General features: G+C 70.5%; 23 protein-coding genes and 1 pseudogene. 15 read left to right on the forward strand and 9 right to left on the reverse strand.

From position 1 onward, the window contains the following. Positions 1–86 precede the first annotated feature (86 nt). The 3 genes from AB0D53_RS03260 (at position 87) to AB0D53_RS03270 (ending at position 2,655) form a co-directional block, all read left to right on the forward strand. A complete protein-coding gene (locus AB0D53_RS03260) occupies positions 87–695 on the forward strand; it encodes a helix-turn-helix domain-containing protein (protein WP_362439316.1) in 609 nt (202 codons plus the stop codon). Beyond that, positions 692–1,951, forward strand: coding sequence for an MFS transporter (locus AB0D53_RS03265; protein ID WP_362439319.1), 1,260 nt, complete (start codon positions 692–694; stop codon positions 1,949–1,951). The genes AB0D53_RS03260 and AB0D53_RS03265 overlap by 4 nt, the downstream gene beginning before the upstream one ends. 224 nt (positions 1,952–2,175) lie before the next feature. Beyond that, a complete protein-coding gene (locus tag AB0D53_RS03270) occupies positions 2,176–2,655 on the forward strand; it encodes a PaaI family thioesterase (RefSeq protein WP_362439322.1) in 480 nt (159 codons plus the stop codon). A 161-nt stretch (positions 2,656–2,816) separates the two neighbouring features. Here AB0D53_RS03270 and AB0D53_RS03275 read toward each other — a convergent pair whose 3' ends face one another. From AB0D53_RS03275 to AB0D53_RS03285, 3 genes are all read right to left on the reverse strand, one after another. After that, positions 2,817–3,905, reverse strand: a complete 1,089-nt coding sequence (locus AB0D53_RS03275) for a protein kinase family protein (protein ID WP_362439325.1) — start codon at positions 3,903–3,905, stop codon at positions 2,817–2,819. A gap of 563 nt (positions 3,906–4,468) precedes the next feature. Further along, positions 4,469–5,179, reverse strand: coding sequence for a C39 family peptidase (locus AB0D53_RS03280; protein ID WP_362439328.1), 711 nt, complete (start codon positions 5,177–5,179; stop codon positions 4,469–4,471). Positions 5,180–5,378: 199 nt separating this feature from the next. Then, positions 5,379–6,383, reverse strand: a complete 1,005-nt coding sequence (locus AB0D53_RS03285) for a helix-turn-helix domain-containing protein (protein ID WP_362439956.1) — start codon at positions 6,381–6,383, stop codon at positions 5,379–5,381. Positions 6,384–6,546: 163 nt separating this feature from the next. On the opposite strand from AB0D53_RS03285, the gene AB0D53_RS03290 reads away from it, so the two are divergent. Further along, a complete protein-coding gene (locus AB0D53_RS03290) occupies positions 6,547–8,652 on the forward strand; it encodes a PBS lyase (protein WP_362439331.1) in 2,106 nt (701 codons plus the stop codon). A gap of 327 nt (positions 8,653–8,979) precedes the next feature. On the opposite strand, the gene AB0D53_RS03295 is transcribed toward AB0D53_RS03290, so the two are convergent. Continuing rightward, on the reverse strand, positions 8,980–10,569 hold the full coding sequence (locus AB0D53_RS03295; protein WP_362439334.1) for an FAD-dependent monooxygenase: 1,590 nt from the start codon (positions 10,567–10,569) through the stop codon (positions 8,980–8,982). A 182-nt stretch (positions 10,570–10,751) separates the two neighbouring features. Between AB0D53_RS03295 and AB0D53_RS03300 the strand changes: the two genes are divergently transcribed. Beyond that, complete coding sequence (locus AB0D53_RS03300; RefSeq protein WP_362439337.1) at positions 10,752–11,291, forward strand: CGNR zinc finger domain-containing protein; 540 nt, start codon at positions 10,752–10,754, stop codon at positions 11,289–11,291. A 106-nt stretch (positions 11,292–11,397) separates the two neighbouring features. Here AB0D53_RS03300 and AB0D53_RS03305 read toward each other — a convergent pair whose 3' ends face one another. The 3 genes and pseudogenes from AB0D53_RS03305 to AB0D53_RS03315 all read right to left on the reverse strand — a co-directional run. Then, on the reverse strand, positions 11,398–12,348 hold the full coding sequence (locus tag AB0D53_RS03305) for a peptidoglycan recognition family protein (protein ID WP_362439340.1): 951 nt from the start codon (positions 12,346–12,348) through the stop codon (positions 11,398–11,400). A gap of 11 nt (positions 12,349–12,359) precedes the next feature. Continuing rightward, positions 12,360–12,488: a hypothetical protein gene (locus tag AB0D53_RS03310; protein ID WP_362439343.1), complete on the reverse strand. Its 129-nt coding sequence runs from the start codon at positions 12,486–12,488 to the stop codon at positions 12,360–12,362. Positions 12,489–12,679: 191 nt separating this feature from the next. Further along, positions 12,680–12,958 (reverse strand): annotated as a pseudogene (locus tag AB0D53_RS03315) (nucleotide disphospho-sugar-binding domain-containing protein); the annotation flags it as partial. Between AB0D53_RS03315 and AB0D53_RS03320 the strand changes: the two are divergent. From AB0D53_RS03320 to AB0D53_RS03350, 7 genes are all read left to right on the forward strand, one after another. Continuing rightward, positions 12,946–13,344 (forward strand): hypothetical protein, encoded by a 399-nt coding sequence (locus AB0D53_RS03320; protein ID WP_362439346.1) that lies wholly within the window; start codon positions 12,946–12,948, stop codon positions 13,342–13,344. The pseudogene AB0D53_RS03315 and the gene AB0D53_RS03320 overlap by 13 nt on opposite strands. A gap of 201 nt (positions 13,345–13,545) precedes the next feature. Continuing rightward, positions 13,546–14,070 carry a hypothetical protein gene (locus AB0D53_RS03325; protein ID WP_362439349.1) on the forward strand — a complete coding sequence of 175 codons (525 nt, stop codon included), beginning with the start codon at positions 13,546–13,548 and terminating at the stop codon, positions 14,068–14,070. A gap of 255 nt (positions 14,071–14,325) precedes the next feature. Next, entirely contained in the window at positions 14,326–14,907 is a 582-nt protein-coding gene (locus AB0D53_RS03330; RefSeq protein WP_362439353.1) for a sugar O-acetyltransferase, read from the forward strand. Between the two features lie 10 nt (positions 14,908–14,917). Then, positions 14,918–15,463 carry a TetR family transcriptional regulator gene (locus AB0D53_RS03335; protein WP_362439357.1) on the forward strand — a complete coding sequence of 182 codons (546 nt, stop codon included), beginning with the start codon at positions 14,918–14,920 and terminating at the stop codon, positions 15,461–15,463. 302 nt (positions 15,464–15,765) lie between these two features. After that, positions 15,766–16,005: a hypothetical protein gene (locus AB0D53_RS03340; protein ID WP_362439360.1), complete on the forward strand. Its 240-nt coding sequence runs from the start codon at positions 15,766–15,768 to the stop codon at positions 16,003–16,005. After that, positions 15,998–17,080, forward strand: coding sequence for a response regulator (locus AB0D53_RS03345; RefSeq protein WP_329815769.1), 1,083 nt, complete (start codon positions 15,998–16,000; stop codon positions 17,078–17,080). The genes AB0D53_RS03340 and AB0D53_RS03345 overlap by 8 nt, the downstream gene beginning before the upstream one ends. A gap of 308 nt (positions 17,081–17,388) precedes the next feature. After that, on the forward strand, positions 17,389–18,270 hold the full coding sequence (locus AB0D53_RS03350; RefSeq protein WP_362439364.1) for an alpha/beta hydrolase: 882 nt from the start codon (positions 17,389–17,391) through the stop codon (positions 18,268–18,270). A gap of 267 nt (positions 18,271–18,537) precedes the next feature. Here AB0D53_RS03350 and AB0D53_RS03355 read toward each other — a convergent pair whose 3' ends face one another. Further along, the gene (locus AB0D53_RS03355; RefSeq protein WP_362439367.1) at positions 18,538–19,386 is read right to left on the reverse strand and encodes an EamA family transporter; all 849 of its coding nucleotides are present in this window, start codon (positions 19,384–19,386) and stop codon (positions 18,538–18,540) included. A gap of 58 nt (positions 19,387–19,444) precedes the next feature. Here AB0D53_RS03355 and AB0D53_RS03360 point away from each other — a divergent pair, with 58 nt between their 5' ends. Further along, on the forward strand, positions 19,445–20,293 hold the full coding sequence (locus tag AB0D53_RS03360) for a MurR/RpiR family transcriptional regulator (RefSeq protein ID WP_362439370.1): 849 nt from the start codon (positions 19,445–19,447) through the stop codon (positions 20,291–20,293). 166 nt (positions 20,294–20,459) lie between these two features. After that, positions 20,460–20,783 (forward strand): hypothetical protein, encoded by a 324-nt coding sequence (locus AB0D53_RS03365; RefSeq protein WP_362439373.1) that lies wholly within the window; start codon positions 20,460–20,462, stop codon positions 20,781–20,783. A gap of 254 nt (positions 20,784–21,037) precedes the next feature. On the opposite strand, the gene AB0D53_RS03370 is transcribed toward AB0D53_RS03365, so the two are convergent. Beyond that, positions 21,038–22,321, reverse strand: a complete 1,284-nt coding sequence (locus tag AB0D53_RS03370) for a phosphatase PAP2 family protein (protein ID WP_362439959.1) — start codon at positions 22,319–22,321, stop codon at positions 21,038–21,040. 438 nt (positions 22,322–22,759) lie between these two features. Here AB0D53_RS03370 and AB0D53_RS03375 point away from each other — a divergent pair, with 438 nt between their 5' ends. Further along, entirely contained in the window at positions 22,760–23,980 is a 1,221-nt protein-coding gene (locus AB0D53_RS03375; protein ID WP_362439376.1) for an AI-2E family transporter, read from the forward strand. Positions 23,981–24,048 lie beyond the last annotated feature (68 nt).

Below are 24,048 nucleotides of genomic sequence, written 5' to 3' on the forward strand. Positions count from 1 at the left end.
TCCGATGGCCGGGAAGGGGCAGCGTGTCCGCGCCATTTCTCACAACATCTCTTTCGAAACAACTGTTGTAGGTCTATCTTCGGCGCATGGCCGCTTTCTCATCCGACGGGTCCTCGGAACGGGACATCGAACTGGACACCGCCGCCCTGCGCGTACTGGCCCACCCACTGCGCTTGAACGTGCTCACCCTGCTGCGCGAACGCGGCCCCTCCACCGCCACCCGCGTCGCCGAGGAACTGGGCATCAACCCCGGCGCCGCCAGCTACCACCTGCGACGCCTCGCATCCGGCGGACTCATCGTGGACGAGCCGGGCCGGGGCACCGGACGGGAGCGATGGTGGAAGTCCGTCCATCGTCAGTCGATCCACGACCCTGCTGCCGCGCCCGATGAGCAGCGCGAGGCCGGACGTGCGTACACGCAGGCAGTCGCCGTGGCAGCCGCGGACCGACTGCGCAGAGCGGCGCAGGAGGTGGCCCTGCTTCCGCAGGAGTGGCTGGACGCCACCGCCTACAGCGACTTCCTGCTGCATCTGACTCCCGACGACGTGGACCGGATGAGGACCGAGATCTTCGAGGTGGTCTGCCGCTACCGGCACGGAGCGAGCGAAGCGCCCGAGGGGTCCGCTCCGGTGGTGCTGCAGGTGCAGGCGTTTCCGGTGCCCGGTGCGGCCCTGTCGCCGGCCGGTGAGGCGTGAGTGCTCACGACATCGCCCTGTCCGCACGGCCCGCGTACCGGGATGCCAACGTCCTGCGCTGGCTCACCGCGTACACGGCTTCGGTCACGGGCGACGTCGTGTACTTCCTCGCGCTGTCCTGGGCCGCCACCCGCGTCGGCGGGCCGTCGCAGGTGGGCCTGGTGGTCGCGGCGGGGGCGCTTCCCCGGGCGGTGCTCATGCTCGGTGGGGGCGTGGTGGCCGACCGGTTCGGGCCGCGCCGGGTCGCCGTCGTCAGCGACGCGATCCGCTGTGCGGTGATTCTCGCGGTGGCTGCGGCAGTTGTGCCGAGGTCACCGAGCGTGTGGCTGCTGGTCGCCGTCGCATTGGTCTTCGGTGTGGTCGACGCGGTGTTCATGCCGGCTGTGGGGGCGCTCCCGCCGCGCCTGACGGCATCCGGACAACTGGCCAGGGTCCAGGGACTGCGTGGTCTGTCGATCCGGCTGAGCAACGCCGCCGGCCCCGTTCTGGCGGGATCGGTGCTGGTGATCGGCGGCGCGGCCGGTGCGTTCACGGTCGCGGGTGTTCTTTTCGCCGTCTCGCTCGTCGTCCTGCTCACCGTACGGACCACCGATCCGGCCGGGGAGGAGTCCCGGCGCACCTCCGCCTGGCGTGAGTTGGGGGACGGCTTGCGTCATGTCCGCGGCCACCGGATGCTAGCGCCGCTGGTCGTGGTGATCGGGCTGAGCGAGATGTGCTTCAGCGGTCCGGTCGCCACCGGCCTGGTGCTCCTCGCGGACGAACGAGGCTGGGGCGCTTCGGGCATGGGATGGGTGGCGAGCGCGTTCAGTGCCGGAGCCGCGGCTGCGGCGCTGCTGCTCACCGTGGCGTCCCGGATACCGCGCGCCGGACCGGCGATGTCCGGCGCCCTGCTCGTCACCGCTGCGGGCGCGGTCGCCCTGGGGCACGCCCCCTCACTGCCCGCCGCTGTGATGTTCGGTGCCTTGATCGGCCTGACCAGCGGGTTCACCACCACCGTGACCGGTGCCCTGATCCAGACGGAGACCGCTCCCCGATATCTGGGCCGGGTCACCGCGGTCACGACCCTGTGCACACTCGGCCTGGCACCCGCGCTCTTCCCGGTCGTCGGCCTCACGGTGGCTCTGTGGGGAGCGGACGTGTTCTTCGCCGGATGCGGTGCGATCTGCCTGCTCGCCGCAGCGGTCGGCCTGTCCGTCCCCGTGCTGCGACGCGCCGAACTCCGGCCGGCCGGGCCCCACACGCGGGCCGGAGGATGACCGTCCTGCGGCCCGGCGCGTCCGAACACCACAGCGTCGGCAGGAACGTTCCACGGTGCTTCGCCTCCGGGGCCGTGGGTTTCCCCCGTCTGCGGATCATGCTCGGGGGACCGCCACCTCCGGGCCTCCGGTGCCATGATGATCGCCATCGGCGGGTTCCTGCCGGCGGAGCCCCTGGCCGGCTGACGAACCGCTGCACCCCGTACGCATACGAAGGAGAGCACATGGGAGACCGGACGCAGCTGGAGCAGGCGAGCTCCGAGGTCCGGAAGCGCATCCGGGAGAGCTTCGACCGCCAGGGCCTCATGGCCCACCTCGGCGCACGCATGACCCACATCGGCCCCGGCCGGGTACACATCGAACTCCCGGCCCGCCCCGAAGTCACCCAGCAGCACGGCTACATCCACGCGGGTGCCACCAGCGCCGTCGCGGACACCGCGGGCGGCTACGCGGCGCTCACGCTGTTCCCCGAGGAGTCCGATGTCCTCACCGTCGAGTACAAGATCAACCTCCTGGCACCCGCCGTCGGCGACCACGCCGAAGCGATCGGGACCGTCCTGAAGCCCGGACGTACCCTGACCGTATGCCAGTTGGAGGTGTACGGAGTCCGGGCCGACGGCGAGCGGAGGCTCGTCGCCAACGGGCAGCAGACTCTGATCCGTGTGAACAGGCCCGCAGACACCTGCACGCCCGAGCCTCGCTGACCGACGCCGGACGGGTCCTGGGGGTGGCCCGCGAAGCCCTTCAGCGCCGCGCCTGACATGAGGTGGACATTCTCGGCATGGTGGCCGAGATCGTGGTTGTGGCCGAGGTCGCCCGGCCGGTCCAGGAGGCGGACGGCCCCCGTTGCCGGTGACGGCAGTGATCAGCGAGTGCGTGCGTCGTGCCCCGGGCCGCCTCGTCCGGCCTCCTCGATCTCGGCGGTCGGATACGGTGTCCGCTTGCTCTCGGAGAGCAGACGGCGGTGGAACCCGGCCAGGACAACAGAGGTCCGGGCATGCCGGTCGATGATCGCGGCGATCGCCGGCGGAATCCCCTCGGGTCTTTCGCCCGCGATCCAGTTGCCCAGGAACGCCTCGTGATCCACGTCGCCGCGCAGAGCGTCGGGCAGATGGTGGCGGATCAGATGGTTCGCGATGTAGTGGCGGTCGTACGTGAGATGGCCGGAGAGGAACGCGGCCTCGGCCCGGGAGAGTTCGAACTCCGAACTCACGGCGAGACCGAAGTCCGTGAAGTAGACCAGCCGGCCGTCGGTCAGCACGTTGCTGAAGTGGGCGTCGAAGTGGACGAGTCCGCGGGATCTCATGAAGTCGGCCCCGTGCAGCAGGGTTTCCTCCGCCCACGCATACGCCGGGCCGTAGCCGCCGCCCGGCTCGGCCGCTCTCTGGCCGCCGAGCCACGCGGCGAGTGTCTGCGGCACGTGTTCCAGGAAGACCACAAGACTGAAGGAGGAGCGGCTGATGGCCTCCAGCCGCTCACGCACGGCTGACGAGCCGTCCCAGTACGCGACCGCCCCGTCGGTGCCTCCGAATTCGTCGGCGAATCCCGAGAGGGGCGAGTCCGGCAGGACTCGCCAGTGGTACATCAACGGAAAACTCTCGCACGCGCCGCCGAGGACCCAGCCCGTGGTCATGGTGTGCGCGGCCAGCTCGCGCCAGGCTCCGAACCCGGTGGAGCCCGCCCCGTACTGGTAGAACGTCGGCAGCCCGAAGACGTTCGCCGTCGACCGTACGTTCTCCGGCCGCAGCTCGACGTCCGTCAGCGGGATTCGTTTGACGAAGACCCGGGCCCCACCGGCCTCCAGCTCGGCGGACCTGCCTCCGATGCCGGACGCGAGAGGGGCGGCCCCGGCCACGACTTCGCCGAGCCCACGATCGCTCAGCAACGACAGGTGCGTGGAGACGGATCCGTAGGTGGCCAGGCGCGCGGCATGCTGCGGGCCCGAATGGTTCATGAACGACTCCTCTGATGCCCGACCGCCGACACCGGTGATTCTGTGAACGCGATCGATCCTAGAGGGGGTCTGTCACGGCGAGCGATCTCGCGGCTCTGGAAGGCGTACGCCCGGAAACGCCGACCGTCTCGTTCCGGATCCCGGTCGACGGCGCCTGCGCAGCAGCTGTGCCGCGGCGACGACCTGGGTGGCCGACCAGTCGCGGGCCCGGAATTCCGAGGTGGTCCCACCGCGCCGGAAGCTGAGGATCTCGCGGCCCCTGACATCGGTTCCGGGCGGCCTCGGTGCCGCCTGGCAGCCGACGTCCTCCAGGTGCCGGAGCCAGTCGGTGCACGAACAGGGGGTGCGGCCCGACCGGCCGCCGTACGGTCTCCCCGACACGGACGACCCTCTCGGCGATCCGGCCCCCCGGTCAACGGAATCTCCAGTTCCATTTCCTGTTCCATGCGCGCCGGTGCAGGGCGTCCCCGGTGCGTCGGCCTCGCGTTCGGCGGAGTCCCGGACACAGGGGCGACAGCGGCCCGCTGCCGCTGTCGCCCGACGGGTGCCCAGTGGCCGCAGGATCAGGCGGAGTAGCCCTTCGGCGGTATCAGGGTGGCGAGTTGATCGAAGGAGAGCCAGTAGATCTGGTTGCCGCTGAAGGAGGCCGGGTCGGCTATGAGGACGGTGCGGTTCGCGTCGTCGTATCCGATGACCGTGAAGTAGTGGTAGATCGTCTGGTCCGACGGATAGCCGGGCGGCTGGTTGCCCGGCGGCGCGACGATGTTCGTCACCAGCGGGTAGTTGTTGTCGATGTCCAGGACGATGTCGTTCCACAGCAGGTCCCGCTGGGCCTGGGTGGGCGGATCGTTCGGCATCTCCTTGGTCTCGTACCAGCCGGTCCCGAGATTCGCGTTGAGCACGCCCGTCACCTGGCTGATGTGATCGGTGCCTGCCTCGGTCGTGCCGAGCTGCCGGGCCAGATCCGCCTGACCGGGCGGTGCGATGCGTGCCGACAGGGCGATACGGGTCGCGGCCGGACCGCACCAGTACCCCGTCTCCTGCACCTGATAGTCGATCGACAGTGTGTGCGCGCTCGCCGTTTCCGCACCGCCGACCCGTAGACGGGTGCCCGGATCGTTGTGTCCACCGACGACCGGGGTCCCGGCCTTCGAGCCGTGGGCCAGTACCGACACCGTGCCCGGGCGGGCGGGACCGGCCTGGGCCGTCGCCGGGACGACGAGTGTGCCGGCGGCGGCGAGGACGACTGCCGCGGCGAGAAGTCTTGTGCGCATAGGGGCTCCTGGTGGGAGAGGTGCAGTGGGGGGAGGGAGACGCGCAGGGCGTGCGCGACCGCGGCCCGGGGCGCGGGAAGCCCTGGGCGATGCGGGATCAGGAGAGGGGCGGGACGGTGGGGGTGGAGGACGGGTGCGGGACAACTCGCCTCAGCTTCCTTGTGCGCCCATCACGGGTGCAAGTCCCGGAAGCCCAGACTTACCGCTCCGCACCGGGCGTCGCGCCGCGCTCACAACTGCGCAGCAGCGCACGCCCGTCCGCGGTCGCGACGTGCAGGGACCTCCCGTCCCGGCGGACCGTGGTCACCAGACCGGCCGCCCGTAACACCTTCATGTGCTGGCTGATCGCCGGGTGGGTCACGCCGAGGAGACGGGCCAGCCCGACCGTGGAGGCCCCGGTCCGGACCGCCCGGAGGACGGCGGCACGCGTATGCCCGAGCAGTGCCCCCAGCGCGTCGCCGGCGGGTCGTTCCAGGGACGCGGGACGGATCCAGTCCACGGCGTGCTCGATCGGATACACCAGGACGGGAGGCAGTTCGCCGTCGGCGAGCGTGATGGGCGTGGGCCAGCAGAAGAACGAAGGCTGAAGGGTGAGCCCGCGGCCGTCGAGGTGCAGGTGGTGGTCCACGGGGTAGTCGGCCTCGAGCACCGGCGGCCGCCAGCGCAGCCGCGGGCCGAGACCGGCCAGCAGGCCCTCCGTACCGCCGTCGAGGAGTCTGTGCAGACGGACGATGCGGTCGGCGTCGATGTGGGCATGGACGCGTGGCCAGAACGGCGCGACCGCCTCCTGGTGGTACGTGCGCAGTGCGCGCCCCAGTCGCAGCAGGACGTCACCGTCCCCGCCCGCCAACGCGTCCGTCCAGCCCGGAAGCCGGCGCGAGGCGGCGACCCGTGCCAGATCCCCGCGCAGGCGCGGACCAGGCGTACGTACCAGGGCGTCGACCGCCGACTCGAACGTCTCGCCGCCGCCACAGGTAGGAGTGAGGAAATCCGGAGAGCAGCCTTGAGCCGGCAGCAGCGGCGAGAGGAACCGGCAGCTGTCCGAGAGACGAGGCCGCACCCAACGCCGCCACTCACCGAACACGGCCTCTCCGTCGCGCCGTTGAAGCGTCTGCACACTGTTGCTGATCTCCCACAGATGATCCGGCCCCGAGGCGACGCGTACCCGCCCCAGGTCCTCGGGCGTGAAGTACACCCGCAGCATGACCAGTTCACCCCCGTACCCGAACGACTCGGCGCCCCGGCCGGCGCGGAGCCGCTTTCCAGACGATCCCCGCACGGCAGTCGTTGTCAAGACGCTCGTGCGCACGCGCGGGCCGTCCCGGGCCCGGACGCCGTTGTCAGTGGCATCGGGCAGACTCACGATCATGTTCACAGGGATCGACGACCTCGACTGGGCGTCCATGAACCACGCATACGGCGACGCGTCCGATGTGCCGCGGATGCTGCGGGCACTGGCCTCCGAGGACGAGGCCGAGCGGGAGATCGCGCTCGACGGCATGCACGGTGCGGTGCACCATCAGGGGGACGTGTACGACAGCACGGTCGCGTGCATCCCGTTCCTGTTCGAACTGGTCACGACAGCCGGTCTGCCTGGACGGGGCGGGATAGTCGACCTTCTCCGCAGCATCGACGGCGACGGCCGTGACGTGGAGGAGATGGAATTCTGGTCCGACGACGAGGAGGAGTACGAGGCCTGGGCCCGGAACCTCGCCGGGGCGGAGTCGGAAACCCGGGCGCGCAGCGGCCTGCTGCTGGACCTCTTCGACGACCCGGACGCCGGTCTGAGGAAGGAACTCCCCGGCGCGCTGGTGCAGTTGCACGACGACCCGGAAGCGGTGTTCGCGGTGCTGCGCCGGCGCAGCAGGACCGAACCGGACCCTCGTGTGCTGCGGGCGATGGCGACGGCACTGGGAGACCTGGCCGTCCGCAATCAGGAGCTCGCACAGGAGGTGGCGGAGGCCCTGACCGCTCTCACCCTTCCCGCCACCGACCGGACCGATGACCCGGGATTGCTGCTGGCGGCCCTGGCTCAGCTGGCGCGTTGCGCCCCCGGCCGGCTGCCGGAGCGCACCGTGGAGATGGCCACCGGCGTGATGCGGAAGGCACGGGAGGCGGAGGAGGAGGGCACGGCGCGCGAGGACACGGCGCCCGCCCCGGAGACACCGACGATGATCTCGTATCTGCGTCGGCTCGGAGCATCGCACCGGGGCTCGGTGAAGGCCCCCTGGGCGACCGACCTGCTCATGGAACTGCACTACGCCCTGGACGACCGGGTCGCCGAACGTTTCGCGCTGCTGGAGGACCAATTGCGCAGCCCCGACTGGGGCCAGCGACGCGAGGCGATCGACATGAGCGGCCTGCTGCTGTCCGGATGGCGGGGTCCGCACGAGGAGTCCGTACGGCTCCTGGGCGAGCAGCTCCGGGAAGCCGAACCCCGCATCGTCCGGTGGGCGGCTGGAGAGCTGGAGTGGCTGTACGCCATCGGCGCCCCGGCGGCCGATGCCCTGGCCGACCGGGTGGCGGCCGGACCGAACCACCCCGCCCAGGCGCAGTGGAACGAGACCACCTACGGGGCGGCGCTCGGCGCGCTCGCGGCGCAGGGGGACGCACGCGCCGTACCCGGGCTCGTCGAAGCGCTGCGCTTTGGCCACGTGCCGGAGGAACTGGGCGGCTGGATCGACCGGATGGGCCCGGACGAGGCTGCGGCGCTGCTGCCCGTGCTGGTCCGGCGGCTGTCCCTGATCGACCCCGAGAAGCAGCCCGAGCGCACCGGGTTCCTGCTGGATGCCGTGGCCGCCGTCGGCCCGGCCGAGGCGATGGAGCCGGTCCTCCGCCTCCTGCGGGCCCCCGGGAGCGGAGGGACCGGAGTGCGGAGTGCGGTGGCACGGGCACTGCCACGGCTCGGCGCGACGGCGCGGGAGGCACTTCCGGAGCTGCGGGAACTCGCCAGGGAAAGCGATCCGGGCCACCGCGTCGACGTGGCCGGCGCGCTGTGGTCGGCAGGAGGCGAGCCGGACGTGGTGTTGTCCGCGCTGTCCAAGGGTCTCGCGGCCGAGCGCTGGTTCCAGCGGTACGACGCGCTCCGGACGATCGCCCGCATGGGTGCCGAGGCGGCCGAGCTGCTGCCCGACCTGCGCAGACTCCGGGAGTCGCCCGAGGACAACGGCGGCTGGGTCGCGGGCACCCTCGCGGTGGCGCTGTGGCGGGTGGGCGGGGACCCGGAGGAGTCCATGCCCGCGCTGCTGCACGCCTGGGCGGAGCATCGGGACAACCGCCCCGACGTGGCCGGGGCATGGGCGCAGATGGGACCGTCGGCCACCCCCGCCGTCCCGCTGCTCCGTCAGGAGCTGGCTGCCGCCCGGCGCTACGACAACACGGGCGGCAGGGGCCGGATCCGCTACCGGTGCGCCAACGACGAACAACTCCTGCGACACGGCCGTGCCGTGCTCGCGGAGTGCGGAGACCGATAGGGCGCACGCGGGGCCCACGGCCACACGGACGCCGACGGCAGCGTACGGCTCGCATCGAAGCCGGGCGGTACTTCCGGCTGGGCGACGGTCCGCGCCGTGGTCACCCGTGACGGGGTGCCGGCGTACCGCGGTGCCGAGTTGGCCGAGAGTATTGCCTGACCGGCCTGTTCCGGTTGCCCCGTTTCCGTCGGCCAGCCCTTGTCCGCTTGGACGGGCGGCCGGCTGGACGCGTACGGGGACGCGGCGCGCCTTTCGCGGGATTGACGCATCACGCCTGTCCGGCCCGGCCCGCGCCGCCTCGCCCCGGCTTGCCTCGTGCGACCGAAGCTACCGGACGCCGGTGAGGATGCGCCGAAGGGCGTGAAGGAGGTCAGGTTCGGCGGACGGGGAGGCGGCGCGCCAGGCGATGTGGCCGTCGGGGCGGACCAGTACGGCTCCGGTGGCGGGCAGGGCGCACAACCGGTTGAAGGCCCCGGGGCTTTCCTGATGCAGTCGGCCGCCGTCGAGTCGGTGGACGGTGACGGAGGTGCGGGCCACCGCTGCGGCGGCGTCGGCCTGCGGCTGCCAGTCCGGGGTGTCCGCTGCGGTGATCAAGGTGAAGCCGGGGCCGATGAGGTCCAGTGTGGAGATGACTCCGGGAGGCCCGCTGATCCGTGTGTGCGGGGCGCGGTGTCCGGGGCCACCGCTCGGGTGGTAGCCGGAGACGTCCAACGGTGGCCGGGGCGCCGTTGCGGGGTCTTCGGCGTCGCGGATGACGGCGGCGGAGCGGTAGGCGGCGGTGAGCAGCAGTTCGTCGTCGATGCGGTAGCCGGTGCGAGCACGGGCGTTCTCGGTGGACACGTCGATGATCTGCCGGGCCACCGGGCGTCGTTCGGCCTGGTAGCTGTCCAGCAGTCCCGGGGCGGCGCGGCCGGCCGTGACGGCGGCGAGTTTCCAGGCGAGGTTGTCCGCGTCACCGATCCCGGTGTTCATGCCGTGCCCGCCGGTCGGAGGAATGACATGGGCCGCGTCTCCGGCCAGCAGGACGCGGCCGCTGCGATAGGCGGACGCCAGCTGGGCGTCCATCCGCCAGACCATGGTGTCGCGGACGGTCACCTCCAGGTCCGGGATGCCGGCCGCGGCCCGGACGAGGTCCTTGAGGCGCTTCGGGGCGGTGGGGTCCTCGTCCCCGAGCCGGTGAGCGGGGTCGAAGGGGTACTGGTAGATCCAGTGGCGGTCGTTGTCCACCGCCATGAAGCCGCCCCGGCCGGGCGGGGTGAGGAAGTACGACGCGCTCGCCCGGTCGGCCACCACGTCGCCGAGCGGCGCCTCGAAGCGGACACTGAGGAAGTGGCCCAGCCCCGTCGGACCGTCCATTCCGACGCCCGCACCGGTTCGCACCGTACTGGCAGCACCGTCGCAGCCGACGAGCCATCCGGCACGCACGGTGTGCTGCTCGCCGTCGGCGCGGTCCTCCAGCACGGCGCGCACGCCGTCCTCGTCCTCGGCGAAGGACAGCAGACGCACACCGAACCGGATCCGGTCGGCCGCCGACTCGCGGGCCCGCCGCAACAGGACCGGCTCCAGCGCGTCCTGGGAGCAGATCATCCCCGGCGAAGGCGTGTTCTCGTCACCGTCCGCCGCATCGTGGGCAACGCCGCTGCGCACGAAGTCCGGGTCGACCAGATCCCTGCCCCGGTAGAAGAAGACCTGGGAGGCCGGAAGGCCGGCGGCGCGGACCTCGCCTTCGAGTCCGCAGCGCCGGAAGATCTCCATCGAGCGGGCGGATACCCCGCGGGCCTTGGGGTGACGGGAGACGTCCGGACGGGCTTCGACCAGCAGGTGGTCCGCGCCGTACCGGGACAGCAGGTTCGACAGGGTCAGACCCACCGGGCCGCCACCCACGATGAGCACGGGAGTCGTCGTCGGAAAATGCATGTGCTCTCCATGAGGGGCGGGCGGTTCACGGCTGAACAGGGCCGGGGCCGGAGCGGCCGGCCACTAGGTGGACCAGGAGCGGCCGGCCGGCAACCATCAGGGGTAACGCTCATATCTTCATTTTGACGTTACCATGGAGGAGTGCTGCCCGCTGGACGATTCCACCTGGAGAAGGCGAACCCATGACCGAGGACCTGGCCGGGGCCAACCCCCGTGGCCTGCACTTCATCGCCGAACTGGCCAACACCGTCCAGGACGGCACCGAGGCGGGCGCGGCGGCGCTCCGAGCCCTCCTGGACCGTCACGGCGGCCCGCCGTTCGTGCTCACCGAGTCCGATGCCCGGCGGATGCGCGAAGACACCGCCCGCCTGATCGACATCCTGGCGATGAGTGACGAGGACCGTGCGGCCGAGGCGATCAACACCCTCCTCGACGAGTACCCCGCCCGGCCCCACCTGGTTCGGCTCCCCGGCCGCCCCTGGTCCCTGCACAACAAGGCGTCCGACAGCGCCGACCCCACCCACTGGCTCCTGTCCACCACCGCCCTGGCCCTCGGGCTCTGGCTCAGCGAACGAGGCCGGTGCGCCTGGGGGCAGTGCGCCGCACCCGACTGCAACCACTACTTCATCGACACCGGCCGCCGCGCCCCTCAGCGCTACTGCTCCCCCCGCTGCGCAACCAGGGTCCGGGTGGCCTCGCACCGAGCCCGGCAGGGCAGGTAGCACCCACTCGACGCGGGTGCCGGCCCAGGGGTGCCGGACACGCCGCGGGCCCCTGTTCGACGGTGGTCCGTCGAACAGAGGCCCGGCCGAAGCACTGTTGTGGGATTCAGGCTCCTGTCCTGTCGCCGTCGACGTCGACGACGGCCCGCTCGATCGCTGCATTGACCGCGGCGACGATGGTCTCCGAATCGGCGCCCGTGCCGACGTGACCGGCGAGCGCGGTGATCGCGGCGGTCTGGGCGGCCATCCGCTTGTCCATGGACCGGATGCGGGCCTGCATGTCCTTCAGGATGGACTGCGGCTGCCATGTCGGGTTCGTCGAATGGTCCGCCGCGTCCGTCGGGCCGCCGATCGCGTCGGTCTTCCACACGGCGTCGAAGATGTCGCGCTTGGTGATTCCAGCCATGGGGTCCTCCTCGGGGTCGGAGCCGGGGTTCCAGCTCGCGGGGTGCTTGAGTCGCTCGGAGACGTCGGTGCGGAGCTTGGCCATGGTGAAACCACGGGGGTCGACCTTGTCGTTCGACCACTCCAGGTGGCCGATCACGGATTTCGCCGACCATTTGTGCGCCCGGCACAGCGCGGCCTGCACGCGGACGATCGCGTCGTACTGGGCCTTGGGCCAGGGGTCCTTGCCGTCGCCGAGGTTCTCGCACTCCCATCCGTAGAACCGCGCGTTGCCGTCGACCCCGTCGCTGTTGCCACGGGTGGGCGGAGTCGGCCGGGTGCCGTACGACTCGGCTATGACCTGAGCCAGCACCTTGGGGTCACCGCCTCCGGCGTGATTCGCGCGGCCCCAGCCGACCATGTGCACCTGGCCGTTCTTCGCGATCATCCCGTGGCACAGCGGACCGGGCAGGTCGGGATAGCCGTCGCGGACCATCCGGACCGTCGCTGCGGTTCCCTTGGTCACGGTGTGATGCACGATGCTGCCGTTGACCGGACCCCAGGGGCCCTTCGAGTTGCGGTTGTGGGTACGCCAGTTGCCGACCTCGACCACACGCACGCCCTCGGCGCGCAGCGCCTTGAGGACCGCAGAGGCGGACAGAGGAGTAGCCATTCGTCTCCCTTTCAGCCCGAGGTGTACGAGACGTTGCGGCGGCCCTGGCCGGTGAGACCGTTGTTCGTGCTGCCGTCGACCGATTCGACCGCTTCCACCCACAACTCCGGACCGTGCCGCGTGCTGTTCGCCGCAGACACCTTGTACTTCGTACCGTTCGCCACCTTCCGCACGAGGGTGCTGCGGGTCGCGGTGACGTACGGTTCACAGGGGTTGCATACCCCCGCAGCTGCACCCGGACTCGGCCGAGTGCCCAGCAGTGTGTACGACCTGCGAGCAGCGCACAAGCCGATGTCGATCTCTTGCCCGGTGGCCGGCGGAGCGCTTCGAGCAGGGGAATCGTCTCTTCTGGTCCCGGGAGCGCGTTGATCTCCTCTCGGACCCGCTCGTCGTTGCGGTGGTGGCCGGCGTCGGAGAGCACGGCCGATACCGTCGTGCGCTCCTCCTCCGGGGTGGCGGTGACAGGGCCCGGAACCTGGGTGGTACCGAGTTCGACGCATCGCCGCGCGTTGTACGGCTGGTCCGCACCCAGGAGAAGCAGGACGAACAGGATGCGTATCGAGCGAGACCGCTCGGCGCACGAAACGGGTCCGAGCCTTGTATGCCGCACTGTCAGAAGCGCTCTCTCCTGCCGGTGACCAGCACGAACCCCTGGAACAGATCATCCAGGGTTCGGGCATGGCACGGTTGAAGATTGAGATATCCGTCCCGGAGAGCCATGCGGAGGCGGTGATCGAGGCGCTTCACGCCGTCGGCGCAGGCCGGGTCGGCGACTATGCGCGGTGCTCCAGCGTCTGGCGGGTGACCGGCAGTTGGCAGGCACTGCCGGGCGCGCAGCCTTTCGACGGCGAGGTGGGCGTTGTCCAGCGCAGCGAGGAGTGCAGGATCGAGTCGGTCTGTGAGGTGGGGCAGGCCCGAGCCGTCCAGGAGGCGGTCCGCGAAGCCCATCCGTACGAGGAAGCGGTCATCCACTTCCTTCCTCTGTATGAGCCGTGAGTCGGTCAACGACTCCACGCCTCGGCGCCGCTCGCCGAGAGCTGCTACTGGTGCGGTCCTCCCGTCCCGGTTCGGATGGCGTCCGAGCAGCGCTGAGCCCGGCCGCCCGCCCCGGAAATCCACGGGCACTGTGCCCCAGGCCCGTCCTATCGTGTACCACCGCCGTCCATGCCGGGTCGGCCCCAGGGGAGAGGCCGCGTAGTGCAGGACGCGTACGAGATCATGCTGGACGCCGAGTTGAGCAAGGCGTTCGACGTCTGGTCCGGGTACGTGGACGCCGACACGGGGGAGGACCCGCACGTCCGTACGCGGCTGCGCTCGACATTGGAGTCGGCCCGCGCGGCCGCCGCGGAGGAGGACCGCTCGTTCGCCCGTGCCCTGGTGGCGGACATGTACGACGACGCCCGGGAAGCCGGCCTCCGTTGGGCGCCCCGGCCGCCTCGCCCCTGCGAGGCCGACAGCCAGGCGCGCGACTACGCCAAGGACGAACTGCGGCAGGTGCTGCCGCTGGAACTGCGCGAGGATCTGGACAGCGTCGCGATCTATCTGCGGGTCACGGGCCGCCGTCTCCAGGCCGCCCCCGGCCTCGATGCCGCCACCCGCCAGGACATCATCTACATCACCGCACGCGCCGGGATGGCGCTCGACCTCGCCGACCCGACAGCAGCGCGACGCGAACTCGAACGCCTGAAGGCAGTCGCGCGACGCTGGGGCGTGGAGTGCTGAGAGCGCCGCGCGGTGGCCCGGTCTGCCGGTGAACCCGCGGAGCTGTCGCTCCGGTCCGCCGATCGGGAGAGACCCGCCCGCCGTTCCCATGGAAGGCCCGACGGAAGGGACCCCTCGTCTGCCCGCCGCGACCGCCCCGCCCCGTCGCGTTCCGTTCCGGGACGGTTCCGGACGGCGCGAGGTCACCGGTCGCCGGGGCCGTGCCGTCGGCCCACGAGCGTACGATCGTACGCTTCAAGGTGTACGATCGTACGCATGGAAACACGCCACTTCGCTGACGACCCGCGCACCAACCTGGAACGGATGCTCGCAGGTGACCTCTACATCGCCGATGACCCGGAGATCGCCCGGCGCCAGCAGCAGGCGATGAGACTGGCCGCCCGCTACCAGGCTGCCTGCATCGAGGACGCCGGCACGGCCCGGCCGCTCCTCGCCGAGCTGCTCGGCTCCGTGGGGGAGGGGGTCGATGTGCGGCCGCCGCTCTCCGTCGACTACGGCAGCAACATCACCATCGGCGCCCACACGTTCATCAACTTCAACCTGACCGCGCTGGACGTCGCGCAGATCGTCATCGGTGAGCACTGCCAGATCGGCCCCAACGTCCAGCTGCTCACGCCCACCCATCCCGTCGAGCCTCAGCCGCGCCGGGACAAGCTGGAGGCCGCGCTCCCCATCACCATCGGCGACAACGTCTGGCTCGGCGGCGGCGTCATCGTGTGCCCAGGGGTGACGATCGGCGACAACTCGGTGATCGGCGCCGGCGCGGTGGTCGTCAAGGACATCCCCGCGAACGTCGTCGCCGTCGGCAATCCGGCCCGCGTCGTCCGCGAGATCTGACGGCGCCCGCATGGCAACCGGACGTACCGACCCGCAGCGCCGCGAACGGATTCTCGCCGCCACGCTCGACCTCATCGCCGACGAAGGCGTCGCAGGCGTCTCCCACCGCAAGATCGCCGTCCGTGCCGGAGTGCCGCTCGGGTCGATGACGTACCACTTCTCCGGCATCGACGAGCTGCTGCACGAGGCCTTCACCCTGTTCGCGGAACGGATCGTGGCCGCTTTCGACATGCACCTCGGCCGCGCCGTCGGCCTCGAAGAAGCCCGTGAAGCCGTCACCGACGTCATCCATACGCTCTCCGAGGGACCCCGCCGCGACCTGATCCTCACCCAGGAGCTCTACACCCTCGCGGCCCGCCGCCCGGAGTACCGGCAGCTGTGCCAGACCTGGATGCGGCGAAGCCGCCGCATCCTCGAACGGCACTTCGACGCCACCACCGCGCGCCAAGTGGACGCGCTGATCGAGGGGTTGACGCTGCATCGGGCGCTGGACGAAACCCCCCCGGATCGCGAGCTGACACGTCTGGCCGTCGCCCGTATCACCACCGCGGCATAGCCGCTCTTCGACAGCCCGTGGGGCACGGACCTGACACCGTGCCCCACGGGCCGTTCGGGCTTCAGCAACGTTGCAACGCAACGGCCTGGCAACAATCGGGTCCGCCGCCCCTTCGACCAGCCGGAATGCCCGTGGTCGGGCGGGTCGGCGCGGTGGCAACAGGAGACTGCGTTGCGCCTGTTCCCCGACTGCGGACTGCAACGGCCCGGAGCTCCGCCATCCTGTGACTCTCCGTCCTGCAATCCGCCGGACGAGTGAAAGGTCCTGTCGCTCCGCGGCGGGCTGAACGGATAGAGGTCTTGATGGACCGGCCGCTGTTGTCGCTGAGAGCGACCTTGGTGTTGCTGCTCGCATTACTCGCCGGCGCAGCGGCGGGCGGGCTGACCGCACTCGCCGGTGAAGGGGCGCCGCGAAGCCTGCTCGCGGGGCTTGCCGCCGCAGGACTGGCAGTCCCCTTCTTCAACCGTCTCATCGACACCGAGGACAGCGGTCGTCGGCAGCGCGCGGACGCCGGCACCCGGGAGGGGGAGAGAAATGGGTGAACTGCGGCCGCTGGGCGACGACCTCACCGAGGCTTCCCGTGCTCTCGCCCAGGCTCTGCGGGAGCTGTTCGAGGGGATGGAGGTGTCCGTGCGGCGCTACGCGGCCCGGCGCCGGCGCGATCCCGGCACCTTCTCCCGTTACCTGAACGGCACCCGCCTGCCTCCGTGGCAGGTGATCACCGACCTCTTCACGGATCTCGCCCAGCACCGCGGTTCCGCGGTCACGACCGAGGCCATCGAGTTCGTACGGGGGCTGTACGGGTCGGCTGTCGACGCCGCGTCCTCTCCCAAGCACGCGGTGGAGATCCTGGAGCAGCAGCTGGCAGACGCCGACCGGGTTTCCCGGCGGTCGAGCGTCCGAGGCGACGTTCTGGGCGACGCCCTGCTGGACCGTACCCACCGCATCGCCGACCTGGAAGTGCGCCTCAGCCAACTGGAGGCCGACCGAAGTGCCGAACGGAAGCGGGCGGACGAGCTCGCGGCCGCCCACCCCGATGTCTCCGGCCTGCTGCAGGAACGCGACTCGCTGCAGCTCGATGTGGAGCGGCTGGCGGCGGAGCTCCGTGAGGCACGCGCACAGCGTGCAGCAGCCGAGGACCGCTGCAGTCTGCTCGAACGTCAGCTGGACGCCGTCGAGAAGTCCACGGCCGCGCTGCCTGCCGCGCCGCAGCCCCAGGACATGCCCAAGATCCTCATCGTGGACGACCAGCCGGGCAACCTGCTGGCGATGACCGCGGTGCTGTCGACGCTCGATCAGGAGCTCGTCACCGTCTCTTCCGGGCGGGAAGCGCTCAAAGCACTGCTCGATCACGACGACTTCGCGGTCATCATCATGGACGTCCAGATGCCGGAGATGGACGGCTACGAGACGTGCGCGCACATCAAGCGCCGCCCTCGGACCCGTGACGTCCCCATCATCTTCCTCACGGCGATGGGCGTGGACTCGGAGCACTCCGCCCGCGGATACGCGGCCGGCGCCGTGGACTACATCAGCAAGCCGTTCGACCCCTGGGCCCTGCGTGCCAAGGTCGCCGTGTTCACCTCCATCTATCTGGAACGCCGTACCCAGCAGTGACTGCCCGGAGGCCCGGTCGAGGGCGTCGTGGCCCGCATCTGCCGGCGACCGGCCTGGCTGCTGCGACGCCTGTCTGTTGGATGGGCTGCCCGATTGCGTCCGGGGTCCGTCCGAGCCCCGACGGACCAAGGACATCGCCCGACTGGAGGCGGCCGTGCGCCAACGGTCCGGCTGAGGTGCGTACTCCTTGCAGCGTGTCGGGATCAGGGGGCATCAGTGACGGGTCGCACCTGCCGCTGCCGAACGCGCAGGTCGAGCGGGGTGAATTCCCGATGCGCGAAGACGGGCGATGCTGGGACACTCTCACCATGCCGACTGTTGAAGCCTCGCCCGGAGTGTCCATCGCGTACGAGACGTTCGGTGATCCCGCTGATCCTGCTGTCCTGCTCGTGATGGGTTTCAGCGCTCAGATGATCGCCTGGCACGAGGACTTCTGCCGTGCGCTCGCAGATCGTGGACGCCATGTGATCCGGTACGACAACCGCGACTGCGGGCTGTCCACCAAGTTCGACGATCGCCCCGTCGACATGGGCCGGTTCACCGGCGCCGTGAGTTCGGGAGACATCTCCTCCGCTCTCGCGATGGCGCCCTACGCCCTACAGGACATGGCCGACGACGGCCTCGGTCTGCTCACCGCGCTCGGGATCGAACGGGCTCATGTGGTCGGATCCTCGATGGGCGGCATGATCGCCCAGACGATGGCCATCAGCCATCCGGAGCGAGTCCTGACGCTGACGTCGATGATGTCGTCGACCGGCGAGCCCGACTACGGCCGGACCAGTCCCGAGGCCCAAGCAGTCCTCCTCAGTCCGAAGCCGACGGATCGCGAAGGGTACGTCGCAGCAGCGGAGAAGGACCTGGTGTGGGCCTCGAAGCGGTACGGCAGTCCGGCGCTCCTGCGTGAGCTGGCTGCCGCGAGTTACGACCGCGCCTACTACCCGGCAGGAGCCGGGCGGCAGCTCGCTGCAATGATCCTCAGCGGATCACGCGCCGACGCGCTCCGCGAGCTGCGAGTGCCGACCCTGGTGATTCATGGCCTGGACGACGTCCTGACCGACCCCAGTGGCGGGGAGCGCACCGCCCAACTGGTGCCCGGAGCGAAGCTTTTGCTGATCCCGGACATGGGGCACGACCGCCCCCGCGAAGTCTGGGGCGAGATCCTCGACGCCTTGGACTCGCACACCGGCTGACGTGGCCGGCCCCGAGTCATACCGTGCCCGGGGAGTGTTCCGCGTCCGCCGGGAACACGGCGGACAGTCCCGCCAGGACCAACCCGCTGACGAGGAACGGCGTTCCGAACGCGATCACCGCGAATGTGGTCCAGTGGGCTTCGCACCCACGTGTCCGAATCAGCACGGCGTCCCTCTCATGTGTCCGGCTCGCTCGTCCGGAGTGGGGAGACGCTGTCCCGGGTGCGGCGGTCGTCATCGCGCCGCCCGGGTGGACCGGCGCACCTCCTAATGCATGAGACCGATCCCGGCCAGCACCACCGCTCCGGCCACCAGCCTCAGGCGCCCGAAGGGTTCGCGGAAGAACAACGTGGCGATGACCGCGGCGACGAGGATGCCGGTTTCGCGCAGTGCGGCGACGGCGGTGACATCGCCATGGGCCTGGGCCCAGATGACCAGGCCGTACGCGGCCATGGAGAGCACCCCGCCGAGCAGACCGGTGCCGAGGACCGGGCGGAGCTGCGCGAACAGCGCCCTGCGGCGTCGCGCCAGTGCGATCAGCGGCAGGACCGGGCCCTGGCACAGGAAGAGCCAGGCGATGTACGACAGGATGTCGTCGGCCTGCCGTACGCCCGTGCTGTCGACGAGGGTGTAGGCGGCGATGATCATTCCCGTTCCGATCGCGGCGGCCAGCGCCGGAAGCTGGGCGCGGCCGAGGCGGCCGTTCGCCAGGGCCAGTGCGGCGAGGCCGCCGGACACCAGCAGCACGCCCGCGCCCTGGACCGGCGTGAGCGCGCCGCCGAGCACGGTGACCGAGACGACGGCCACGAGCAGTGGGGCGACACCGCGGGCCAGGGGGTACATCTGCCCGAAGTCCCCCAACTGGTAGGCGCGCAGCAGGAACAGTTGCGAGGCGACCTCCAGCACCGCGGAGGCCACCAGGAACGGCCAGGCCTCCGCCGGGGGGAACGGAGTCAGGCACACCAGGAGACCCGCACACGCGGTGTAGGCACAGTTGATGAGCGCGAATCCCACGAGTTTGTCCGGGATCCGGTGGGCCATGGCGTTCCAGACCGCGTGCAGGACCGCGGCCGCGAGAACGGCAACGGTTACGGCGGGGAAAGCTGATGCGGGCATGACGGAGTGACTCCTGCCGAGGGAGGTGTGGAACAGAATTCCACGATAGGCTATGCGCATGGAACGAAATTCCGATGCCGGAGGCCGGCTCTCCGCGCAGGTCAGGGCCCGACTTCCGGAACTCCGTGAAACCGAGGCCCGGGTGGCACAGGTGGTGCTCGACCAGGGCGCCGCGTTGGTACACCTCAGCGTCAGCGACGTGGCTGCGATGGCGGGCACCGCACCCTCCTCGGTCGTGCGTGCCTGTCAGCGACTCGGCTTCCGGGGCTTTCAGGAGCTCAAGATCGAAGCCGCCCGGCAGGTGGTGGAACCGCCCTCGTTGCCGTCGGACGACCCCGCTTCCCATGCACTCGCCGAAACGGTCCGTGCCTCCCGCGACGCCTTGGACGGCGTGGCCTCGACCCTCGACATCACCGCACTCTCCGCGGCGGCCGACGCGCTCCAGGCCGCACCGCGCGTCGTCGTCGCGGCAGCCGGGCTGTCGGCCGCCGTCGCCCTCGACGCGGCGTACCGGCTGCGTGCCCTGGGCTGCGTCGTCGACGCCCCGGCCGACCCCCTCACCGCCGGCCTTGCCGCCGCCCAACTCCCTCCGGACGGTGTCTGTCTCACCATCAGCCACACCGGAGCGACCCGCACCACGGTCGACACGGCCCGCCACGCCCGGCGTGCCGGGGCCACGGTCATCACCATCACCAGCTACGCCCGCTCGCCGCTCAGCGAGACCAGTTCTCATGTCCTCGTCGCGGGAGGCCAGGACCTCGTCTTCGGGCTGGAGACCTCCGCCAGCCGCATCGCCCACCTCGCCGCGGTGGACGCCCTCGTCCATACCTTGATGGCCCTGCGTCCCGAGACGGCCCGGCGCCATCTCGACCTCTCCGCCGACATCACGGCCGACCATGCCTACTGAGTGCGAGATCCCGAAGGGCGTGGCCACCTCCGAGCGGCGGTCGTCCAGGGGTACTCGCTGGAAGAGCCGCGGACCGGCCCATCGGCGCGTGGAGCGATGAGGCGTACTGGCTGGTCGTCGGCGCGCTGCGCGCCCAGTTGGCGGTGGAGGCACTCACGCGGCCTCAATGGTGACGCTGGACCATGTCGCCGGTGAGCCGGGCAGATGGACCCGTGCCGCGCTGGTCGGGCGACTGGCCGAGTACGCGGACCTCGGTGCCGACTTCGACGGGGCGTTCGACGATCCGCGTCGCCCGTGGACGGCCGAAGAGAACGGGACCATGACCCCGACCGCGGCAGGTGAAGCCGGCCGCGGTCGGTCCGGGGTGCGCAATCTGCGGGTGCATCACCAAACGTACGAAGGCATCCCCGGAACCGCCTTCGTCACGATGGTCGGCGTTCTGCGTCGTATGGTCGCCGGCCTCGGCGGCGACGAAGATCTGCCCGACTGAGCCCGGGGCAACGGGGCCGGCGCCGTGCATCGCGGCGTCTTCATGGATCCGGGCAGCCGGGCCGCGGCCCGGCATGCGGACTGGATCAATGGAGACGGAACCGGACCACCCCGGACCGCGGGACCTTGCACGAGGTGCCGGAGCGTCCCAGGACCGCGGGACCCCGCACGAGGTGCGGGATCCCCCGGTCCGGGGACGCTCCGGCGTGGACATGTTCGCGCCCGGGACATGCGTGCCCCGTGACGCGACAGGGATCAGACCAGCTCGGGTTGCAGCTCCGGCTGCCGTGCCTGTGCGGCCTTCGGTTCCCACAGCCTGGTGGTCCGTACATAGCCGTAGATCACCGAGACCATCGAAAGGATGACCAGCGGTCCGAACACCCATGGATATGCGGCCATCTGCGTCGACAGATACCGGAAGGACACCAGGAGTGCGGCGAAGACCACCGTGCCGTAGGCGACCAGCTGGATTCCCGCCCGGTCCCAGCCGCGGTCGAGCGCCCGCAGCGCCACCTCGATGGTGAGCGTGAACACCACGCCGGCGACGATGTCCGCGCCGTAGTGGTAGCCGAAGCCCAGCGTCGCGGCGAGCGTGGCGATCAGCCAGAACGCGCCGGCGTATTGCAGGAACCGCGGCCCCTTGCGGGAGTGGATGAAGATCGCGGTGGCCCATGCGGTGTGCAGGCTGGGCATGCAGTTGCGCGGAGTGATCTCGTCGAACGGCATGTGGTGCGGGGTACCGATGGGCGGCGGTGTGTCCGGCCACAGGTTCGCCAGCGCCCAGTGCCCGCCGTCGGCGCCGTAGGCGAAGATCGGCCCGACCACCGGGAAGATCATGTAGATGCCCGGACCGAGCAGGCCGATGACCAGGAAGGTGCGCACCAGATGGTGGCCCGGGAAGCGGCGCTCGACCGCCACTTTGCGCAGCTGGTAGACGGCGACGACGACCGCGGCCACCGCGAGCTGGGCGTACACGGAGTCGAGGAAACGGGCGCCGATCGGACCGGTGGATTCGACGAGGCGGCCCACCAGCCACGACGGATTGCCCAGCGCGTGATCGGCGGTCGCCACGTACTGGTCGAGCACCTGCGTGCGGGTCTTGGATGTGATGAGGAGCCAGGTGTCGCCGGTCTTGCGGCCGGTCACCAGCAGCAGGCCCAGCCCGACACCCTTGAGCAGAAGGAGACGTTCCGAGCCCGTGCGGCGCGTGACGGCGATGACCGCCCAGCCCAGAATCACCCACAGCGCACCGTTGCCGAAGGGGTGGCCTTCGGTCACCCTGGCGTCGGCCGCCCACCGCACCAGGAAGATGACGAGGTCGATGCCGATCGCGACACCGGTCGCGATGAACCGTTGCCGCCAGGTGAGCACCACCATCATCAGGCCCATGCTCGCGTACAGCAGGAATCCCGATTTGGGGGCGACTATCACCTCTTGTACTTGAGTGGTCATCGGCCCCGGTAGGCCGTAGTGACGCGCGGCGATCTCCAGTGCGATCAGGAATCCGAGGGTGACCACCGCCGCCGCGGTCCACAGTATCGCCCGCGGTTGACGCCACGCGGCGAAGATGGTTTTGCGGTCTATTCGCGAAAACACCCGCGATGCTCTAGGTATCAATTGTTTGGCCGATTTGTTAGATATTGGCTGGATGGGTCACTCTTCGTGCCGGACAGCATGGATTTCCGGTGAATGACGGGCGATCAGGGCGCTCGTCGTGAGTTCGAACATGCTATCGGAGTGGTGTGGGTGGGTTTGCGGGTCATGGATGGTGCGGCCGACCGTTGATCCCGGGCCGGCGATTCGGCGCTTCGGTCATGGCGGTCGCGCTCTCGAATGCGCGGCGAGCGACGGCAATACGGAAGTCGGCTCCGGCGCGCGGGGCCTCCGGCGGCCGGTGACTCCGCCCCTGGGGTGACATCCTGGGCATGTCGGTCCGAGGGCCCGAAAAGGCATGGATTCTCCTGGTACCAGCAGGGCATGCCCAAGCCCTCGAACCCGCAGCCCGACCACACGGACCCCGGCGCACCGTCCGAAGGGCGACGGCACCGGATCCGCGCCGCCTCACGCCGGGCACTGCGCGGCATGACCGGCCCCGCGGCCCGGAACCCCGACGCGCCACAGGCGTTGCCCGGCCCGCGGTATTCGCCACGCGTGAACCCCGTGCTCCAGACGGCCGCCGCCTACGCCTGGCGGATCCTCGTGGTGGGCGCCGTCGTGTACGCGGTCTTCGCCGTGCTGGGGCGGTTCCACGAGGTGGCGGCAGCCGTCTTCCTCGGCCTGGTCGTGACCGCGGTGCTGCGCCCCGTCGCGGATCTGCTGGCCCGTCCGATGCCGCGGCCGGTCGCCGTCACCGTGGCGCTGCTCGGCAGCATCGTCCTCGTCCTCGGCGTCCTGACGCTCGTCGGCGAGGCGGTCGCCGGAGAACGCGTCGGGCTGGAGAAGGAGTTCGGCGACGGCCTGGGCAGGATCGAGCACTGGCTGGAGGGGCCGCCGTTCCGGGTGAATCCGGGCACGCTCGACGATCTCCAGACACGGATCGGGCAGTATCTGTCCAGTCATCGCTCCACCCTCATCAGCACGGCCGTCAGCGGTGTGGGCCGACTGGTCGAGGTGGTGACGGTGTTCGTCCTGGCGCTGTTCTGCTCGGTCTTCTTCATTCACTCCGGCGACCGGCAGTGGGACTGGTTCTGCGATCAGCTTCCGGTCAGGACCCGGGACCGGGTGGCGGTCGCGGGCCGGGCCGCCTGGCGTACGTTCACCGGCTACACCCACGGCATCATCCTGGTGGCGGGGACCAACGCCGTGTTCGTGGGACTGGCCCTGTTCGCCCTCGGAGTGCCACTGGCTCTGCCCCTGGCGTTGCTGGAGTTCTTCGCCGCCTTCGTCCCGTTGATCGGTTCACCGATCGCCCTCGCGATCGCGGCCGTGGTGGCGCTCGCGTCGAAGGGCCCGATCGTGGCGGCCGTCGTCCTCGTCCTGATCGTGGTGATCGGCCAGATCGAGGGCCACCTGCTCCACCCGCTCGTGATGAGCTGGGCGGTCCGGCTCCACCCGGTCGTGGTCGCACTCTCGGTGATCGGTGGTGCCATCGCGGCGGGAGTGCTCGGAGCGGTGGTGGCCGTGCCGCTGGTGTCGGTCCTCTGGTCGGTCCGTCAGGCGCTGCGCCGGGAGGGCGAAACCACGCCCGCGCAGGGCTGAGCGGCGTGCGCCGGGGGAGGAGACGCGGCGCCGCCCCGCCCCGCCATGTCGTACCGCGGGGCGGGCGC

The sequence above is a fragment of the Streptomyces sp. NPDC048295 genome (assembly GCF_040652135.1).
Lineage (GTDB): Bacteria > Actinomycetota > Actinomycetes > Streptomycetales > Streptomycetaceae > Streptomyces.

Excerpts from the sequence above, each read along its gene's own strand:
- AB0D53_RS03260 (WP_362439316.1), top strand. The coding sequence starts at position 87 with ATGGCCGCTTTCTCATCCGACGGGTCCTCGGAACGGGACATCGAACTG.
- AB0D53_RS03270 (WP_362439322.1), top strand. The coding sequence starts at position 2,176 with ATGGGAGACCGGACGCAGCTGGAGCAGGCGAGCTCCGAGGTCCGGAAG.
- AB0D53_RS03275 (WP_362439325.1), bottom strand. The coding sequence starts at position 3,905 with ATGAACCATTCGGGCCCGCAGCATGCCGCGCGCCTGGCCACCTACGGA.
- AB0D53_RS03280 (WP_362439328.1), bottom strand. The coding sequence starts at position 5,179 with ATGCGCACAAGACTTCTCGCCGCGGCAGTCGTCCTCGCCGCCGCCGGC.
- AB0D53_RS03285 (WP_362439956.1), bottom strand. The coding sequence starts at position 6,383 with ATGCTGCGGGTGTACTTCACGCCCGAGGACCTGGGGCGGGTACGCGTC.
- AB0D53_RS03290 (WP_362439331.1), top strand. The coding sequence starts at position 6,547 with ATGTTCACAGGGATCGACGACCTCGACTGGGCGTCCATGAACCACGCA.
- AB0D53_RS03295 (WP_362439334.1), bottom strand. The coding sequence starts at position 10,569 with ATGCATTTTCCGACGACGACTCCCGTGCTCATCGTGGGTGGCGGCCCG.
- AB0D53_RS03300 (WP_362439337.1), top strand. The coding sequence starts at position 10,752 with ATGACCGAGGACCTGGCCGGGGCCAACCCCCGTGGCCTGCACTTCATC.
- AB0D53_RS03305 (WP_362439340.1), bottom strand. The coding sequence starts at position 12,348 with ATGGCTACTCCTCTGTCCGCCTCTGCGGTCCTCAAGGCGCTGCGCGCC.
- AB0D53_RS03330 (WP_362439353.1), top strand. The coding sequence starts at position 14,326 with ATGGAAACACGCCACTTCGCTGACGACCCGCGCACCAACCTGGAACGG.
- AB0D53_RS03335 (WP_362439357.1), top strand. The coding sequence starts at position 14,918 with ATGGCAACCGGACGTACCGACCCGCAGCGCCGCGAACGGATTCTCGCC.
- AB0D53_RS03340 (WP_362439360.1), top strand. The coding sequence starts at position 15,766 with ATGGACCGGCCGCTGTTGTCGCTGAGAGCGACCTTGGTGTTGCTGCTC.
- AB0D53_RS03345 (WP_329815769.1), top strand. The coding sequence starts at position 15,998 with ATGGGTGAACTGCGGCCGCTGGGCGACGACCTCACCGAGGCTTCCCGT.
- AB0D53_RS03350 (WP_362439364.1), top strand. The coding sequence starts at position 17,389 with ATGCCGACTGTTGAAGCCTCGCCCGGAGTGTCCATCGCGTACGAGACG.
- AB0D53_RS03355 (WP_362439367.1), bottom strand. The coding sequence starts at position 19,386 with ATGCCCGCATCAGCTTTCCCCGCCGTAACCGTTGCCGTTCTCGCGGCC.
- AB0D53_RS03360 (WP_362439370.1), top strand. The coding sequence starts at position 19,445 with ATGGAACGAAATTCCGATGCCGGAGGCCGGCTCTCCGCGCAGGTCAGG.
- AB0D53_RS03365 (WP_362439373.1), top strand. The coding sequence starts at position 20,460 with ATGGTGACGCTGGACCATGTCGCCGGTGAGCCGGGCAGATGGACCCGT.
- AB0D53_RS03375 (WP_362439376.1), top strand. The coding sequence starts at position 22,760 with ATGCCCAAGCCCTCGAACCCGCAGCCCGACCACACGGACCCCGGCGCA.